The following is a 17,799-nucleotide window of genomic DNA, read 5'->3' on the forward strand; positions in this document are numbered from 1 at the left end:
GCAGAGCGTCACGGGCTGCATTCCCACGCAGAGCGTGGGAATGATCAGTGGGCTACTGCCAAGGCTTCGGCTCACCAAAGAGTTGCCCCTGAACCCCATACAACCCCATCTCACGAATCACCACCAACTCCCCTTCGGTCTCGACCCGCTCGGCAATCAACGGCAAATCAATGCTATGCGCCGCCCGCTGAATCGCCTCGATGAACAGGCGTTTATCGCTTTCCTGATCAATCGCCCGGATGTAACTGCCGTCGATTTTCAGGTACGCCAATCCCAGCCGCGCCAGGTTGCCGATCATGCTGAAACGCCCACCAAAACGCTGCAGGCTCAGCGAGAACCCAAGTTCACGCAAACGCCGCGTCAGCTGTTCCAGCACCGCTTGCTCGGGCAATTGTTCTTCGCCGATTTCCAGGGTCAGTCGTTCCCCGAGATTCGAATGCTGACGCAGGATGTCGAACACTTTGTTCAACGCCTGCGGATCCGCCAGGGTCGCCGAAGACAGGTTCAGCGCCAGCGACTCTTCATGGTCGGCCATCTGCTCAAGCACCAGTTCCAGCATCAAACGGTCCAGCCGCGCAGTCCAGCCGAAACGCTCGAGCCATGGCAGGAAACGCCCGGCGGGAATGGTCCGGTCCTGTTCATCGAGCAGGCGCGATAGCACTTTGTAATGCAGCACCACCTGCGTGTCGTGGCTGGCCACCACCGGCTGGAAGTACAGTTCGAAACGCTGCTGATCCAACGCCTGATCCAGCAACGTGTGCCAGGCATGATGATCGTCACCAACCCGGGCCGGCGCGCCCTGATCGAGGCACGCCCAGCTCGGCTCGCCCTGACTTTCCGCCTGGGCCAGTGCCTGATCCGCCAACCCGATCACCGCTTGCGGCGAGTCACCCTGGGCAAACGGCGCCAGCCCGATCGAAGCCACCGACGACACGTCCGTGGCGCCCGTCGCATGCAGGCTGGTCAGGGCACTCTCAAGGTTGCTTGCCAGTTGCAGTGCTTCCTCGCGCACCAGCCCCGGCGCCAGCACGGCGAATTCACCGCCACGAATGCGCGTGACGAGGTTCTGGGTTTCCGGGTACTTGGCACACTCCCGGGACAACTGCTCGCCCACCGCTTTCAACAATTGATCGGTGCGCTGACCACCCAGGCGCTGGTTCAGACCCGCCAGATCCTTGACCCGCAACAACAGCAAATAGCCGGAGCTGGCCTGCTCGGGATTGCTCACTCGCGCGTTCAATTGCATCTCGAAATAGCGCCGGTTGGCCAGGCCGGTCAGGTTGTCCTGATAGGATTCGGCCCGCAGTTTCTCACTGCGTTCAGCCTGCTCCTGGAACAGCGCCTTGAGCTTCTCGACCATCTGGTTCATGGCCTGCACCACCCGGCGCAGTTCCGGGGTGCGCGGCAGTTCCGGCAGGCTGAGGAATTCGCGGCGAGCAATGGCGTGGGATTGCTTGACCATGTAATCCAGCGGCTTCAGTTGCCGGCGCAGCAACAACGCGCCCAGCACCGCACTCACCGCGCCGCAGATCAGCAACCAGCCGAGGCTGCCCAATGCGCTCTGCCATAGCTTGGCCAACGCGAACATCGGATGGCTAACCACCTCGACCCGCGCGGCCTGCTCCCAGCCACGGCTGACAAGCGCGTCGCCACCGGCCGGTTCCAGGCCGATCAGTTTGACGAACCAGTCGGGCACATTAGTGACCGCCGGAATGCCGCTGCGCTCGACAATCGTCTTGTCGTTAGCCAGATCGATCACACGGATGCTCGCGTAATAACCGCTGTCGAAGATCGAACTGACCAGCAACTCGACCATCGCCGGGTCGTCGATGTTCGGCGTCAGGGACAACGCCAATGCCGTCGCGGCGTCCTGGGCATGGGAGCGCAACTGGTTGACGTACTGGGTGCGCGAGCTTTCCAGACTGACCATGAAGCTGCCGGTGAAGGCGACCACCAGGAACAGACAGATAGCGATCAACAGCTGTTTGAACAAAGACATCTGAGCGCGTGCTCCTAGTTAGTCGTCTCGACCGGGAATCCTTCGGTCTGCATTTTCTTCAATACATCCTGCCAGCGGGACAGGCGTTTGGTATCTCCGACCTTCTTGTTGCCTTTGGCTCCCGGCAACCACAGCCCTTCGGCATTGAAAGAGTAGACCGGCAGCAAATCGGTTCGCTGGTTCGCAGGCTTGATCGCGTCGACCAGGCTGTCGAGTACCAAGGGCATGGCCTCTGGGCTTGAGTAGTAGGTCAGCACCATGTGCGCACGGTTCAAGCGTAAAGCCTTGACGTAGGTAATGCGCAGCTTGTCACTGGAGACACCAAGGTGGCGCAGGCTGAAATACTTGGCGATAGCGTAGTCTTCGCAATCGCCGGCGCCCTTCCACAAGGCTTCGATCGGCGTTTCCCAATAATCGACCTCGTGCCACAGGTCGATGTCTTCTTCATAACGCATCTGCTTGTTGAAGAACCGGTTGACCACGTTGAGCTGTTCCAGCTCGCCAACCTGCTTTTGCGTGGCCAGCAATTGCTGCCAGGCATCGATGCGCTGCCGCCCTTCACCCAAAGGCCCGTACAATGCCTGCGCGCGACGGCTGATCAGCGAAAAATCCCAGTCGGCATGCAGCCCGCCCAGCATGACACCGGCCAGCAGCAGTGCGCAGCCTAGCCAGCGCAAAGTCCGAGGGATCGCGAAACGTATCGCCAATGCGAGGTATCCAGGTCAGGCAGATGGAAATCTGCTTGATGGTGAAGGTTAGTCTGCTAAAAGACAATGGCACGGTGAGATCACCGGCGACGCGCTAAACTTTGAATGGTGGGAGCAATAAAAAGATCGTAGGAGCTGCCGAAGGCAGCGAGCTTTCGACTTTTGTCTGTTTGACAACCCGTCAGGCAGTCACTAGTGTCCATTTGGATCCAAATATTTCAGCCAAACAGGGTGCGTTTGTTGTGACACAGAAGCCCAACCCTCTCAGCAGCATCAAGGTCAACGGGCCGATTCCCGCTCACCAGGCACGCTCGGTGATCGAAGAAACCCTGCGTGCGGCCATTCTCGACGGTCGCATTCCTTGCGGCATCGCCCTGCGTCAGCAAGACCTCGCCGACCTGTTCGGCGTCAGCCGCATGCCGGTGCGCGAAGCGTTGCGCCAACTCGAAGCGCAATCGCTGCTCAACGTTATCGCCCATAAAGGCGCGGTGGTTGCACCGTTGGTCCAGGGCGATGCAGCAGAAACCTATGAGCTGCGAATCCTGCTGGAGTCCGAAGCCCTGCGTCGGTCGATCCCCCTGCTTGAAGCCGCCGATTTCGAACAGGCGGCGCGCTATATCGACGAGTTGGAAACGGAACACGACTACACCGAGATCGGCCGGCTCAATCGCTTGTTCCACATGGCGCTTTACAACAAGGCCCCCAACCAGCGTCTGCTGAGACTCGTCGAAGACGGGTTGAACGAAGAGGAGCGCTTCCTGCGCTTCAATCTGGAAGCCATGGGCCTGGGCAAACTGTCCCAGGAAGATCACCGAGCATTGTTGCGAGCCGCCGAAGAGCGAGACGTCGAGCGCTCGGTGACGTTGCTCGAAAACCACCTCAACCGGGGTGTCGAAGTCATCACCCGCTACCTCGAAAGCTCTGAGCCACAGCGCAGGAAATCCTCGAAGTAACCCGCAGAGACAGCCCCGAGCGAGCCCATTGAGCGGCTCGCTGTCGCTATTGCGCTGATCCGCACCTGGATGGGTCGACGAACAAATCTGCTTACAAATCCCCTTTCGTTCACACCGGACCGGTGTGCAGCGACTTCCTGCCCCCCGCCCCAAAGCCCCTGCTCCCCTTAAACCCGACATTTGCCCCTATCAGATCATGCAGGGGTGATAGCGACCGCCGTGAATTACGCTCACTCTTGAGCTGCCAACGAATAATGACGGGCGACGCACCGCACCTGCGGAGCAGTCGACGCACCAAGAACCTACGGAAGGAGTCTTGCCACGGGAAAGGAAGAACCGGCGTCATTCCCAGCCAACTTCCACCCTCTCAGATCACATCAACGAACCCAGTAGAAAGTTGCTTTGAGTGAGGCATTCACTCTTTATTTAAATTTTGGCCTATATAAGCCGAAAGGAGCAACTACGCCAAAATAAAACTTAATGCAAAAGTCTTATTGGAACTTGTCACGCTCGAAAAAGTTAAACTTTAAATTAATAAAAAAATGACTTGCCCGACACTTTATTCCTGTATTAGTTTTTCTCCGCCGCCCGTAACCACGGGACACCAAGTACTACTTAGTGATTAAACACCAGAAAAACATCAATTCAATTGAGGCCCCCGTTCGCCAATAAAAAACATTAAGCAACCACCCTCAACAGTATTCCAGATCACTTATAGGCTCGCTCATGAAACCGACTAAAGATCGTCTCAACCAGAAGAAAGCAGAACTTAGTGCGCACCCGATCTTCTCTGAAATACATTCGTTATCGGTCCTTCAACGCTTTATGGAAACCCATGTATTTGCGGTGTGGGATTTCATGTCGCTGACCAAGCGCCTGCAACAGGAACTGACCTGCGTCCAGCTGCCCTGGCTACCGCCGCGAGATCCTCAGGCTGCGCGGTTGATCAATGAAATCGTGCTCGGTGAAGAGTCTGATGATCGTCCGGCTCAAGGTCATTACAGCCATTTCGAGTTGTATCTGGATGCGATGCGCGAAGTCGGTGCAAGCACGGGCCCTGTCGAACGCTTCGTGGCGCTGCAAAAAGAAGGCGTGAGCTACGACGTGGCACTGCAAAGCGTCGACGTCGACCCGGCGGCCGCGCAGTTCGTGCGCCATACCCTGCACACCGCGATGCATGCACCGGGGCACAGTGTGGCGGCGGCGTTTCTGCATGGCCGCGAGAGTGTCATCCCGCAGATGTTCCAGCGGATTCTCGACGACTGGGGCATCGGCATCGAACAGGCGCCGACCTTCCGTTACTACCTGGAACGGCACATCGAAGTCGACTCCGAAGACCATGGCCCGGCGGCGGAAAAACTCCTCGCCCGCCTGGTCGATGGCGATCCGCAGCGCGAAGAAGACGTCTACGCCAGCGCCATTGCCGCCGTGGAAAGCCGCATCGCCCTGTGGGACGGCTTGCGCCTGAGCATGAGCGAACCGGTGGCGGAGGTGAACGCATGAACGCCGCCGACTACCAATCCTTCGCCGACGCCTGGGAGAGTCGCGCGACCATTCGCACCCGTCCCCGGCGCGTACTGGAGAACGACGACAAACTGATCTATCCGTTGAGCCGTCAGCCACTGGTGCTGAGTGAAACATTCCTGCGCGAATGCCCGGAACAACGGGACTTCGCCTTGGTGCAGACGCTCTACAAGTTCATCAACGACGTGGTGATTTTCGAAACCGAGATCGTCGACAAAACCGCTCGCAGCATCGCCAAAAACCGCTTCAGCGTGGCGTTCCCGTTCGCCTGTCGCTACGACGCCATGACCGTGGTGGTGGACGAGGATTACCACGCCCTGGTGGCCATGGATTTCATGCAGCAAACCGTCGCCATGACCGGCATCGTGCCGATCGAGTTGCCCGATGAAATCGAACTGAGCCGTGCCATCCCGGCGGCCGTGGCGCTTGCACCGGAACACCTGCGCAGCGCCGTGGAGCTGATCTGCGTGGCCATCGCCGAGAACACCGTGACCGGCGATGTTGCGGCATTCGCCAAGGACGACACGGTCAAGCAATCGATCAAGGGCCTGATGGCCGACCACTTGCTCGACGAGGGCCGTCATTCCGGGTTCTGGTCGCGGCTGGTGCGCATCTATTGGCACACCGCAAGCGAAGACGATCGCCAGTGCATCGCGCAAATCCTCCCGGTGTTCATCAGCCATTACCTGACCAACGACATCCAGAAGTCTTTCGACTTCCGCCTGATCGACGCCTTGCAGATCAGCGACGTGGCGCGCCGGGCACTCAAGAGCGAAGTGTCGGGGCTGGCCTTCCCAATCAATCGCCATCACCCGTTGGTCGCCAACATCGTGCGGTTTTTTCGCAGCAGTTCGCTGCTCGATTCACCGTGCGTACAAAGCGCCCTGAGCGACTACCTGGTTTAACGAGGAGAACATCATGAGACGTCTCGATATTTTGCTCATTGGGCAAAGCCAGGCCCTGACCGACCTGGCGCTGGAACTCGAACAACACGGTCATTCACTGGTGCGGCTGGCGAATCTGGAGGTGCTGCCGCCCAGCACGTTTGATTTGCTGATCGACGATGCAAGCCTGCCGTTTCAGGGCTTTGGCGATGCACCGCGCCTGACGCTGCAGCTGGGTATCGGCGTGCCGGGCACCTCAGGCCTGCCAGCATTGGACCTGCTGTGCGCATACGACTCGATGCAGCTAAGTCGCGTGCCAGTCGCCGAAGAACTGTCCGGTAATGGCCAGGCATTGCGCCTGCGAGCGGTGGCCGATCTGGTCGATCACGTGGCATTGCTGGTCAGCCGCTTCTCCCGGGATGCCGAGTATTTTCTTCTCGTCGACCCTCCAATTCCCGCGCACTTCAAGCAGGTGGAGAATCTGCTGTTTTTAGAGCATCTGGCCTTCATCCATCAGCTCAACACCACGGCTGAACCAGGGTTGCTGCAACTCGGCCAGATTCCGATGATCGAGCGGCTTGAACAGCGCTTCATCCAGTCGGCCGAGCGGCCGGCGCTGAACATCGCCGGCTCGGTTCTGAGCTATCGGCAATTGCACGCCCACAGCCGCGCCATCCAGCAGCGTTTGCAACCGTTGCTCGATCAGCATCAGGGACCGTTGGTGGTCGGGATCTGCCTGCCAAAATGCAGCGCGTTGTATGCGGGGATTCTGGCGATCCTGGGCAGCGGCGCGGTGTACCTGCCGCTGGAGCCAAGCCATCCGCTGCAACGTCAGCAGTACATTCTGGAAAACGCCGGCGCGGTGTTGTTGCTGCATGACGGAGAACATCCGCTCAGTGAGACGATGCCGGGGCTGGACATCAGCCGCATCGACATCGGCGATGCGAATCTCGATCAACCCTTGATGGGCCAACGACCTGATCTCGACGCGCCGTGCATGGCGCTCTATACCTCGGGTACCACGGGGCACCCCAAAGGCGTGTTACTCAGCCAGGCCAACCTCGCGCACTTCACCGCGTGGTACGCCGATTACGTGCAGCTGACGGAACAGAGTCGGGCGTTGCAGTTTTCATCGTTGAGTTTCGACTCGTCGCTGATCGATATTTTCCCGACCCTGCTTCAGGGCGCCGAGCTGATCGTGCCCAACGAGGACCAACGTCGCGACCCGCTGCAACTGGTCGAGCTGATCCGTCACCAGCAGCTGAGCCACGCCTTTTTGCCGCCGGCGCTGTTGAGCATCCTGCCGCTGGATCAGTTGCAGGTCCTCGATCATGTGATGACCGGGGGCGATGTTTGCGAACCTTACGTGATCGAACAACTGACCCGCCAAGGCAACCTCTACAACCTCTACGGCCCGACCGAAGCCACGGTGCTGATCACCGCGCGGCAACTACGCCCCGGCGACAACAACCGGACCCTCGGCGCACCGATTGCCAACAGTCAGGTGCTGATCCTCGATGAGGACTTCCAACCGGTAACCGAGCAAACCGTCGGTGAGTTGTACATCGTCGGCCCGGGGGTGTGCCTGGGTTACCTGAACAACCCGCAGCAGACTGCCGAACGTTATCTGAACCTGAGCCTGCCAAATGGCCAGAGCCTGCGCGCGTATCGCACCGGCGACATGGCCAAGTGGACCCGCGACGGCATCGAGCTGTGCGGACGGCGAGACAATCAGGTGAAGATTCGCGGCTTTCGGGTCGAGCCCGAAGAGATCGAACGCTGCCTGCGCGACAGTCAGCTGTACCGTCAGGTGGCGGTGGTCATCGACCGTCACCGACGGATTCTGGCCTTTCTCGCCCAGCCTCAGGAAGAACAACCCGGTGCTGCTCGCGAAGCCTTGAAAGCCCACGCGATGCAGTTTCTGCCGGACTACATGCAGCCGACCGCATGGACCGAACTGGCGAGCATGCCGTTCGCCAGCAACGGCAAGGTCGACCGCAAAGCGCTGCTGGAACTGCCCGTCAACGTGACCGAAAACAGCCAACGGCGCTTGCCCGTCAGCGCCGATGAAGCGCTATTGCTGGAGATCTGGGCCGAACTGCTGGAGCTGCCCGCCAGCGATATTTCCACAGACGAAAGCTTCTTCAATCTCGGCGGGCACTCGATCCTGCTGTCGCGCATGCTCCTGCGTTTGCGTGAGGAGTTCGGCCGCAGTATCTCGATCAACCGCTTCATCGAGCTGCCGACGATTGCGAAACTGGCGACATTGGTGCGGGGCTCCGGGACTGAAGAAGTGCTGAGCGAAAAAGCCCTGGCCGATGCTTTCCGCGAACTGGACATCGAGCCGTTGTCGATCAGCCGAATGGGCGATGTGCACAAGGTGATCGTCACCGGCGCCAACAGCTTTGTCGGTGTTCATATCGTCGAAGCGCTGCTGGCCTGGGGCGCCAGCGAAGTAGCGTGCCTGGTGCGCGATGGTGGTGGGCAATCGGCGGCGCAACGCTTCGCGGATGCGTTGCGGGAAAACCGCCTAGAGCATCTGGACCTGAGTCGGGTGCGGGTTTACGCAGCAGACATCACGCGCCCGCAACTGGGGCTCAGCGAAGATGTTTACCAACGACTGGACCGAGAGTTCGGTGCGCTGGTGCACAACGCCGCCAACGTCAATCACGTCCTCGATTACGAGTCGTTGGCGCGGGACAACGTCGAGCCGATTTTCGAGTGCCTGCGTTTGTGTGAAGGGCGCAGCAAGAAGATCTTCAACTTCATTTCGACGCTCTCGGCGTCCAGCACGATTTCCGACGATGGCCGGGTGCTGGAACTGCCTGCCGCGCAGACACCGCCGATCTACATCAAGAACGGCTACAACCTGTCTAAATGGGTCGGCGAGCGGATCCTCGAACGGGCGCGGGAGCGTGGGGTGCGGGTCAATCTTTATCGCCCCGGCAACATCAGTTTCAACAGCCTCACCGGCGTCTGCCAGCCCCATAAGAATCGCTTGATGCTGATGCTCAAGGGCTCGATCCAGCTCGGCCAGGTGCCGGAGTTCGCGCTGAATTTCGACCTAATGCCGGTGGATTTTCTTGCCCGTTTCATCGCCTTCCATGCCAGCCGTTACCAGGCCGAAAAAGCGGTGTTCAACCTGCACAACCCCGAGCCTCTGAGCTGGGATTGCTACGTGGCGTCATTTCGCGAGGCCGGCCGGGAGTTCGCCATGGTCAGCGTCGCCGACTGGCAGCAGCAACTGGGCCGCGTCGACAGCGATAACGCGCTGTTTGGCGTGCTGGGTTTCTACCTCAATGGCTTCGAAGAAGACATCGGCGACATCTCAATGATCGGCCATGACAACGCCCAGGCCGGCGTCCGGCAGATGGGCGCGCACTACCCGGAAAAATCCCCGGCGCTGCTGCGACGTGGCTGCGACTACCTCAAAGAAATCAACTTCATCTGATTCACCCTGACCCTGCACGGAGCAAAACCATGAAAACTCTGCAACCCGATACCCTGATCAAAAATCCTCACGGCTGCCACGTCGTGTCCTCGATAGAAGTACCGGCCGATGCGGCGCAAGTCTGGGCAGTGGTCGGTAACTTTGTCGGCTTCGACCGATTCATTCCGGCGCTGTCGCACATCGAGATGACGGGCGACGGTGTGTCGTCGCTGCGCAAGAAATTCTTCAAGGACGGCAACCTGGTGGTCGAGCAGCTCAACTCCCGAGACGACCAGGCGCTGAACATGACCTGGACGACGATCTACAACACACTGGGCGTAGCCAATTTGTGGGCGGCGATGAGTGTTGAGTCCTTGGGCACAGGCAAGTCGCGGGCGACCTGGACCATCATCGCCGAACCGGCCCAGGGCGGCACCGAAGCCCTGCCGGGGTTCAAGAATTTTGTTCAGGGGTTTGCCGATGATGCGATGGGGAATGTGTTGAAGCTGTTTGTGTAAGGCTTCGGTTCGGCGGTGACTGATCTACCGCTATCGCGGGCAAGCCCGCTCCCACATGGTTTGTGTCGTACACACATCCCCTGTGGGAGCGGGCTTGCCCGCGATTGAACGATAACGCGGTTCAACTGACCTTGATCAAATCTTGAAGCTATCAACCAGTTGCTTCAACCGATTGGCCTGCTGGGAGAGCGCATCGCAATCCTTCAATGTTTCGTTGAGGTTGGCCACGCTCTGCTGGTTCAGCAGGTTGATCTGATTGACGTCGACGTTGAGGGTTTCCACCACAGCGGTCTGCTCTTCGGTCGCCGCGGCTACCGACTGGTTCATGCCGTCGATTTCGCCGATGCGCTGGGTCACGCTGACCAGGCGCAGACCGGCCTGGTTCGCCACTTCGACGCTCTGTTCACTGGATGCCTGACTGGCGTTCATGGTGGTCACCGCTTCGCGAGAACCAATCTGCAGCGAGCTGATCATCTTGTGGATCTCTTCCGCCGACTCCTGGGTGCGATGAGCAAGGTTACGCACCTCGTCCGCCACCACCGCAAAACCACGACCGGCCTCACCGGCACGGGCCGCTTCGATGGCCGCGTTGAGCGCCAGCAAATTGGTCTGCTGGGAGATGCCTTTGATCACATCCAGAATGTGGCCGATGTTGTCGGTGCTCGCGTTCAGGGTTTCGATCTGCGTGCAGGACAGGCTGATTTTCTGCGACAGTTCGGTCATGGCCAGGATGGTTTTTTCCACCACCAGACGACCATCATCAGCCTGCTCGCTCGCGCCGCTGGCGTGTTGCGAAGCATCGGCGGCGTTGCGGGCGATTTCCTGGGTGGCTGCGCCCAATTGGTTGATCGCCGCGGCCACGCTGTTGGTGCGAGCGCTTTGTTCGTCGGAGCCGATGATCGAAGCGTTGGACGATGCCATCACCCGTTGCGACAGGTCATGAACCTGACGGGTCGCCGAGGACACTTCGGAGATCGACGCGTGAATCCGCTCCACGAACTGGTTAAAGGAGCCGCCCAACTCGCCGAACTCGTCTTTGCTTTCTACCACCAGACGACGGGTGAGGTCACCCTCGCCCTGAGCGATGTCCTGCATCGCACGGCCCATCGTGGTCAGCGGACGCATCAGCACGCTGATCAGCAGACTCAGCAGCACCGCAATGGCGGTCACGGCGATAAACATCGCGATCAGCGCCGAGGTGCGGAACTGGCTCAGTGGTGCGTAGGCCTTGGCCTTGTCGATCGACAGACCGATGTACCACTCGGCATTCGGCAAACCACTCACCGGCGCGAACGAGAGGATGCGGTCCGACTTGTTCAGTTCTACTTCCTGGATGCCTTTCTCGATGCGGACACTGGAACCCGGATAGATGTCTTTCAGGTTCTTCATCACCTGATCCTTGTCTGGACTGACGATCACTTGACCGTCGGCGCTGACGAGGAACGCGTGACCGATGCCACCGAAGTCCACCGAGTTGATGATCTTCACCAGGGTTTCCAGACTCAGGTCGCCGCCGACAACGCCCAGCAGTTCGCCTTGCTTTTTCACCGGCATGGCGATGGTCACCACCAACCCGCCGACCGCAGCCATGTAAGGCGGGGTCAGCATGGTCTTGTCGGCGACCACGGCTTGTTTGTACCAAGGGCGCTGACGCGGATCGTAGCCGTCCGGCATCTTCGCGTCAGGGCGCTGGGTGAACACACCATTGGCCTGCCCGACGTAGGTGAACTGGAAGTTCGAGGTAAGGGCGGGTTGATCGACCAGCCCCGGCAGATCGGCATTGGCGCCTTGATGAGCGACGTTCTGCGCGAGGTTTTCCAGGACCAACACCCGGCCGCTCATCCAGTTCTGCACGCTGCTGGCGGTCAGGTCGCCGGCTTGCTCAACGGAAGACTCGAGGTTTTGTCGAATGGTGTTTCGCTGCAGATAGTCGTTGTACAAAGTGAACAACGCAAAAGCCAGCACCACGACGCCTGAAGCGGCCAGCAGGATTTTATGGCTGAACTTGAGATTCATTTCATGGGACTTCTTATGCAAAAAGTGGGGATGCGTTCCGGGTTTGCAACATTCCATGTAACAGCGCAGACGGCATTCTGGAGCCGCTCTACTTTGGTGCACGCATGTCTCACCAGTCTTGTCGGCACGAGTGGCAGAAATCTTAGGGATTTCGTCAGATACCCGCCGAACGGTGTGCTAGAGCGCCCGAGTAGCAGAGTTTGTTGACGGTTGCTCGAACGGCAGTTGCAAATTTTCTGACCCTTGATGACAATGCGACTAATTATCATTTGTGACGTCAGGCTGTCGCGTTCATGTCCTCACCTGAGTTTGCAGTACAGGCGCTCTACAGCAGTCATCACGGTTGGCTCAATACGTGGCTGCGCGCTCGATTGGGCAATGCGGCCGATGCGGCGGACCTGGCCCAGGACACGTTCGTTCGTCTGCTGCAAAGAACCGAACGCCTGGAGCTCAAGGCCCCCCGCGCCTTTCTACGAACCATCGCCCGCGGCTTGGTGATCGACCATTGGCGCCGTGAGGAAATCGAGCGTGCGTACCTGGAAACCATCGCCCATTTACCCGAGGCCGAAGCCCCGAGCGCCGAGGCGCAAGCATTGGTGCTCGAATTGCTGGAAAGCATCGCCCGCATGCTTGAAGGCCTGAAGCCGAAAGTGCGTCTGGCGTTTCTGCTGGCCCAGTGCGAAGGACTTACCCACAAGCAGATCGCCGAACACATGGGATTATCCCTACGCTCAGTGGAACGCTATGTGGCCGACGCGCTGTATCACTGCTACGTGCTGCGGTATGAAGCGTGATGCCTGTGGATAACTCAGCGCTGAACCGCCGCGGTGTGCCGCATCAGCAAGTGGTCAAACAAGCCATCCATTGGTTGCTGCGCCTGCGTAACAACGCGACCAACCCCAGACTGCGCCAGCAATGCGACGTCTGGCGGGCGGAACACCATGAACACGAACTGGCTTGGCAACGGGTGCAGTCCCTGCAAGCCGAGTTGAGCAGTAATCTGCGTGTGGTGCCCGGCGCTCAAGTCGCTTTCAACACTTTGGAAAACAGCGCACAGGGACTCGGGCGGCGCCAGGCGTTGAAGCTGCTGTCGGGCGCGTTGTTGATGGGTTCAGCGGCGTGGTTAGGCAAAGATACGATCGGCTGGCAGCAGTGGACCGCCGACTTCGCCACCGCCATAGGAGAACGACGTGGTTTCCAGTTACCGGATGGCACGCGCCTGGAGCTCAACACCGCCAGCGCGGTGGATCTGGAATACACCGCGCAGCAGCGGCTGATCAAACTGACTCGCGGCGAGATCATCGTAACGTGCGGCGGGGCAAGTGAAGGGGTTTCGTTTGATCGACCGTTGCGGGTGCAAAGCCGCCACGGCGTATTCGAAGGGGTGGCTGCGCGCTTCATCGTTCGTCAGGACACCGACTGCACACGGCTCAGCGTCACCAGCGGCATGGTCGCAATCCATTCGCCACTGACCGCCGGAGGCCTGCCGATTCAAGTGCAGGCCGGGCAGAGCTATCTGATCGATCGCAATCGAGCGCAGTTGGCACCGCCGCCGGACATGGATGCCGGCGCCTGGGTCGACGGTTTGATCGTCACCCGCAACATGCGCCTCGGGGATTTCATTAATGAAATCGGACGTTACCGTCCCGGCTATCTAACCTGCGCGGCGGACATTGCCCACTTGCGGCTGTCAGGAGTTTTCCGTCTCGAAGACACCGACAAACTGCTCGCCATCCTGCCGCACACCCTGCCGGTACAACTGCGCTATCGCACTCGCTGGTGGGTGACGCTGGAGCGACAGGCCTGAATTATTTTTGGCGGGTTTTCCGAACAAGTCCGGCTTAGTCAGTAAGCACTTCAACTCTGCCTTCAGCGACTTCCTACGGAAACCTACAATGACTGTGCGCGCCATCAGTAAGAACCCTCTCCATTTCGCTGCGGAATCAGGCGTCTTGCGCCACGCCATCCGCGCGACACTGTTCTCGACCGCATTGGGTGTCGGCCTGCTGCCGACACTTGGCGTCGCAGCACAGGGCAGCGAAGCCAGTAGCCACCGCTACAACATTGCCGCCGGCTCCTTGAGCGATGTGCTCAACCAATTCGCGCGTCAGGCGGGCATCACGCTGTCGACGACTCCGGCTCAAACCCAGGGCCTCCAGTCACCGGGATTACAGGGCGACTATTCGGCGGATCAAGCGTTGAGCCATTTGCTCAACGGCACAGGGCTTGTGGCCGTCAGTCAGGATGGCAGCAGCTATGTGCTGCGGCCCGTCGCTGAAACCGAAGCCCTCGCACTGCCTACCACCGACATCAAAGGCTTCGCCCTGGGTAATGCGCTGGGCAGCATGGATGGCTACAACGCAACGCACAGCCAGATCGCCACCAAGACCAGTACCGCACTGCTGGAAACTTCGCAAAGCGTGTCCGTGGTGACCCGCGAGCAAATGGACGACCAAGGCTCGCAAACCGTGTCCCAGGCGATGCGCTACACCCCCGGCGTGCTGACCAACCCTTACGGCGCAACTCACCGTTATGACTACGTGGCGATGCGCGGTTTCAACGACGGCTCGGTGGATAACATCTATCTCGACGGCCTCAAATCCATGGGCGACAGCGGCACCTACAGCACCATGCAGGTGGACCCGTATTTCCTCGAACGAGTCGATATTCTCAAAGGGCCGTCGTCGGTGCTCTACGATCGTAGCTCGCCGGGCGGTCTGGTGGCGTTGACCAGCAAAAAACCGTTGTATGAGCCCTATCATCAGGTTCAAGCCACGGTGGGCACTCAAGGCCAACGCGGCATGGGTTTCGACTTCAGCGGGCCGGTGGATGATGACAAGCGTATTGCCTATCGCCTGACAGGGTTGGCGGATCAGTCCGACACACAGTTCGACCACAATAAGGAAAAGCGCTTCGCCCTGGCGCCGACGGTGAGCATCGATTTCACCGAAGATACCTCGCTGACGCTGCAAGCTTATCTGCAACACGATCCCGACGGCGGCTATCACGGCGGCGTCCCGGCCGACGGCACGATCCATCAGCGCAATGGCAATCGGATCTCTCCAAACTTCTTCGAAGGTGAGCCGGGCATTGATGGTTTTCAGCGTGATCAACAGTCCTTCGGTTATCAGTTCGAACACCGCTTCAACGACATCTTCACCGCGCGGCAGAACTTCCGCTATCTCGATTCCAAGGTGAAGATTGATCAGGTTTACGCCTATGGCTGGCCCACACCCACCAGTAACGAGTTGAACCGCTATTACACTAGCGGCGACGAAAAGCTCCACGCCTTTATCGTCGATAACATGCTGCAAGCCGAGTTCTTCACCGGCGCAACCAAACACACCGTACTGATGGGCGCGGACTACCAACGACGCAAAACGGTGGTCGACTGGACCAGTGGCGGTCTTGCGCCGATCGATGCGTTCAATCCGGTGTACGGCAATTCGGCCATCGACTTCTACAGCCCGACCAGCTATCTACGTCGTCTGGAACAGACCGGCGTCTACCTGCAAGACCTGATCGAGATGGATAAGTGGCGCTTCTCTTTGGGTCTGCGTCAGGACTGGGTCGAAACCTCCGATGAAAATCGGCTGGCTGAAGCGGGACGTTCTGTGGGCACGGAAATCAGTGACGAACGCACCAAACTGACGGGCCGAGCCGGGGCGTTGTACCTGTTCGATAACGGTATTGCGCCGTACATCAGCTACTCCGAGTCGTTCAACCCAAATTCCTATGCGGACAGCGCCGGCAATCCTCTGGCACCGACTGATGGCACCCAGTGGGAAGTGGGCGTGAAATACCAGCCGCCAGGCACCGACAACTTGTTCACGGCGTCGCTGTTCCGCATCGATCAGGAAAACCTGGCGACCAAACTACCGCAGGAAAACTTCTATCGCGCTGTAGGCGCCGTCCGCTCCCAGGGTCTGGAACTGGAAGCGCACATGCAACTGACCGATAACCTGAAAGTCCTCGGCAGCTACACCTTCACCGACATCGAGTATTCGAAGTCGATGATCAGTACGTTGAGCACCGCAACCGACGTGATCGAGAACAAGGGCAACTCGCCGACCCAGGCGCCACGTCATATGGCCTCGGTGTGGGCGGACTACAAGTTCGACAGCGCAGCGCTTGATGGCCTGCGTCTGGGCGGCGGCGTGCGTTATGTCGGCTACAGCTGGGCCGATGCGGAAAACACCCTGAAGGTGCCGTCCTACACGCTGTTCGATGCATCTGTCGGCTATGACCTGGGCAAGGTGGGTTTGAAGGGCGTGGACGTACGTCTGAATGCGAACAACCTGACCAACAAGTCCTACGTGGCCTCCTGTGCCAGCCTGAACTTCTGCTACCTGGGTGAAGAGCGCAATGTCGCCGCTACCGTGAGCTACCAGTTCTAACGACTCGTTATCCAAAAAAGCCAGCCCCTGAATCCAGGGGCTGGCTTTGTCGTCTCTGCAGGAAAATCCCATGCGTGCATTTCTGGTTTTACTTCATCGCTACATCGGTTTGGCGACCGCGTTGTTTCTGCTGATGGCGGGGATTACGGGCAGCATTCTGGCGTTCAATCATGAGCTGGATGAGTGGCTCAATCCGGGGTTCTATTCAGCGTCTGCCGAAGGTCAGCGTTTGCCACCTGGTGCCTTGGTCGACAAGCTGCAAGCGGAGCATCCGAGGCTGCAAGTCTGGTACATGGAGTACCCGTCAGAACCGGGTCATACCGCTTTGCTGGCTGCGGTACCACGCAATGACCCTGCGACCGGAAAGCCTTTTGCCGAGCCCAATCAGGTGTTCTATCTGGACCCGGTCAATGGCGAGCAGAAAGGGCAGCGGTTCTGGGGAGAATGCTGCTTTCAGCGGGAGAACTTCATCCCGTTCATTCTTGAGTTTCACTACAACCTGGTCCTGCCGGATAACTGGGGATTGTTGTTAATGGGGCTGGTCGCGATCGCCTGGGTTGTCGATTGTTTCATTGCGCTTTGGCTGACGCTTCCACGCGGGAAACCGTTCTGGAGGAAGTGGTCGACGGCCTGGAAGATCAAGGGCGGGCATGCCTATCGGCTGAATTTTGACCTGCACCGGGCGGGTGGTTTGTGGCTGTGGTTATTGCTGTTGCCGATCGCTGTCAGCAGTGTCGCCATGAACCTGCCGAGCCAAGTATTCAAACCTGCGGTTTCACTGTTTTCGCCGATTGAACCGAGCGTTTACGAGGCCCGCGGACGCATGCCTGCCGAGGAGCTGGGAGTTACGCGGCTGAGTTATCAACAAGCATATGAACGTGCGCTGCAGGAAGGGCAAAGGCTAGGGCTGACAGCTGCGATCGGAGAGTTGTACTACAGCTTTGAGTACAACTTTTATGGGGCAGGGTTTGGGCAACATGATACCGAGGCCCATGGAAAGTCCTGGCTGTTCTTCCATGGCACGGACGGGCGTTTACTGGGGCAGGAAATCGCGGGGCAAGGCACCTTGGGGGAGCGCTTCTATCGGCTGCAATTACCGATACACGGAGGGCGAATCATTGGGCTCACCGGGCAAGTGATGATCGCGATGCTAGGTGTTTTGATTGCGGTATTGTCGGTGACGGGAATCTATATCTGGTGGCGCAAGTTGCTGGCTCGAAAGAGTAGCAAGGCACGTAAGAGCGGGATGTGCCCCATACCGGATTGAGGTTTCTATAGCCCAGAAAGACAAAACCCCTGTCTGCATAAGCAGACAGGGGTTTCGGAATTCAATCTTGACGATGACCTACTCTCACATGGGGAAACCCCACA

At 59.0% G+C, this 17,799-nt stretch carries 12 protein-coding genes; 9 read left to right on the plus strand and 3 right to left on the minus strand.

Annotated features, from left to right (window positions below):
* Nucleotides 1–52 precede the first annotated feature (52 nt).
* Together lapD and lapG are read right to left on the minus strand one after the other, a co-directional pair.
* Nucleotides 53–1,999 carry a cyclic di-GMP receptor LapD gene (gene lapD / locus MMG91_RS28360; RefSeq protein ID WP_310661394.1) on the minus strand — a complete coding sequence of 649 codons (1,947 nt, stop codon included), beginning with the start codon at nt 1,997–1,999 and terminating at the stop codon, nt 53–55.
* A gap of 14 nt (nt 2,000–2,013) precedes the next feature.
* On the minus strand, nt 2,014–2,706 hold the full coding sequence (gene lapG / locus MMG91_RS28365) for a cysteine protease LapG (protein WP_310661395.1): 693 nt from the start codon (nt 2,704–2,706) through the stop codon (nt 2,014–2,016).
* A gap of 242 nt (nt 2,707–2,948) precedes the next feature.
* Here lapG and MMG91_RS28370 point away from each other — a divergent pair, with 242 nt between their 5' ends.
* The 5 genes from MMG91_RS28370 to MMG91_RS28390 all read left to right on the plus strand — a co-directional run bounded on the left by MMG91_RS28370 (nt 2,949) and on the right by MMG91_RS28390 (nt 10,015).
* Nucleotides 2,949–3,659 carry a GntR family transcriptional regulator gene (locus MMG91_RS28370; protein ID WP_310661396.1) on the plus strand — a complete coding sequence of 237 codons (711 nt, stop codon included), beginning with the start codon at nt 2,949–2,951 and terminating at the stop codon, nt 3,657–3,659.
* A gap of 726 nt (nt 3,660–4,385) precedes the next feature.
* Nucleotides 4,386–5,162 carry a DUF3050 domain-containing protein gene (locus MMG91_RS28375; RefSeq protein WP_305447694.1) on the plus strand — a complete coding sequence of 259 codons (777 nt, stop codon included), beginning with the start codon at nt 4,386–4,388 and terminating at the stop codon, nt 5,160–5,162.
* Complete coding sequence (locus tag MMG91_RS28380; RefSeq protein ID WP_305504048.1) at nt 5,159–6,088, plus strand: diiron oxygenase; 930 nt, start codon at nt 5,159–5,161, stop codon at nt 6,086–6,088. Before MMG91_RS28375 ends, MMG91_RS28380 begins: the two co-directional genes overlap by 4 nt.
* A gap of 13 nt (nt 6,089–6,101) precedes the next feature.
* Nucleotides 6,102–9,518 carry a non-ribosomal peptide synthetase gene (locus MMG91_RS28385; RefSeq protein WP_310661397.1) on the plus strand — a complete coding sequence of 1,139 codons (3,417 nt, stop codon included), beginning with the start codon at nt 6,102–6,104 and terminating at the stop codon, nt 9,516–9,518.
* 29 nt (nt 9,519–9,547) lie between these two features.
* Nucleotides 9,548–10,015 (plus strand): SRPBCC family protein, encoded by a 468-nt coding sequence (locus MMG91_RS28390; RefSeq protein ID WP_310661398.1) that lies wholly within the window; start codon nt 9,548–9,550, stop codon nt 10,013–10,015.
* A 135-nt stretch (nt 10,016–10,150) separates the two neighbouring features.
* On the opposite strand, the gene MMG91_RS28395 is transcribed toward MMG91_RS28390, so the two are convergent.
* Complete coding sequence (locus tag MMG91_RS28395; protein WP_310661399.1) at nt 10,151–12,031, minus strand: methyl-accepting chemotaxis protein; 1,881 nt, start codon at nt 12,029–12,031, stop codon at nt 10,151–10,153.
* 293 nt (nt 12,032–12,324) lie between these two features.
* Here MMG91_RS28395 and MMG91_RS28400 point away from each other — a divergent pair, with 293 nt between their 5' ends.
* The 4 genes from MMG91_RS28400 to MMG91_RS28415 all read left to right on the plus strand — a co-directional run bounded on the left by MMG91_RS28400 (nt 12,325) and on the right by MMG91_RS28415 (nt 17,695).
* Entirely contained in the window at nt 12,325–12,825 is a 501-nt protein-coding gene (locus MMG91_RS28400; protein WP_310661400.1) for a sigma-70 family RNA polymerase sigma factor, read from the plus strand.
* The gene (locus MMG91_RS28405) at nt 12,825–13,838 is read left to right on the plus strand and encodes a FecR family protein (protein ID WP_310661401.1); all 1,014 of its coding nucleotides are present in this window, start codon (nt 12,825–12,827) and stop codon (nt 13,836–13,838) included. Before MMG91_RS28400 ends, MMG91_RS28405 begins: the two co-directional genes overlap by 1 nt.
* Before the next feature lie 88 nt (nt 13,839–13,926).
* On the plus strand, nt 13,927–16,428 hold the full coding sequence (locus tag MMG91_RS28410; RefSeq protein WP_310661402.1) for a TonB-dependent siderophore receptor: 2,502 nt from the start codon (nt 13,927–13,929) through the stop codon (nt 16,426–16,428).
* Between the two features lie 70 nt (nt 16,429–16,498).
* Nucleotides 16,499–17,695, plus strand: a complete 1,197-nt coding sequence (locus tag MMG91_RS28415; RefSeq protein WP_305447686.1) for a PepSY domain-containing protein — start codon at nt 16,499–16,501, stop codon at nt 17,693–17,695.
* Nucleotides 17,696–17,799: the final 104 nt, after the last annotated feature.

It is taken from the genome of Pseudomonas sp. JL3, from assembly GCF_031570575.1.
Taxonomy (GTDB): domain Bacteria; phylum Pseudomonadota; class Gammaproteobacteria; order Pseudomonadales; family Pseudomonadaceae; genus Aquipseudomonas; species Aquipseudomonas cucumis.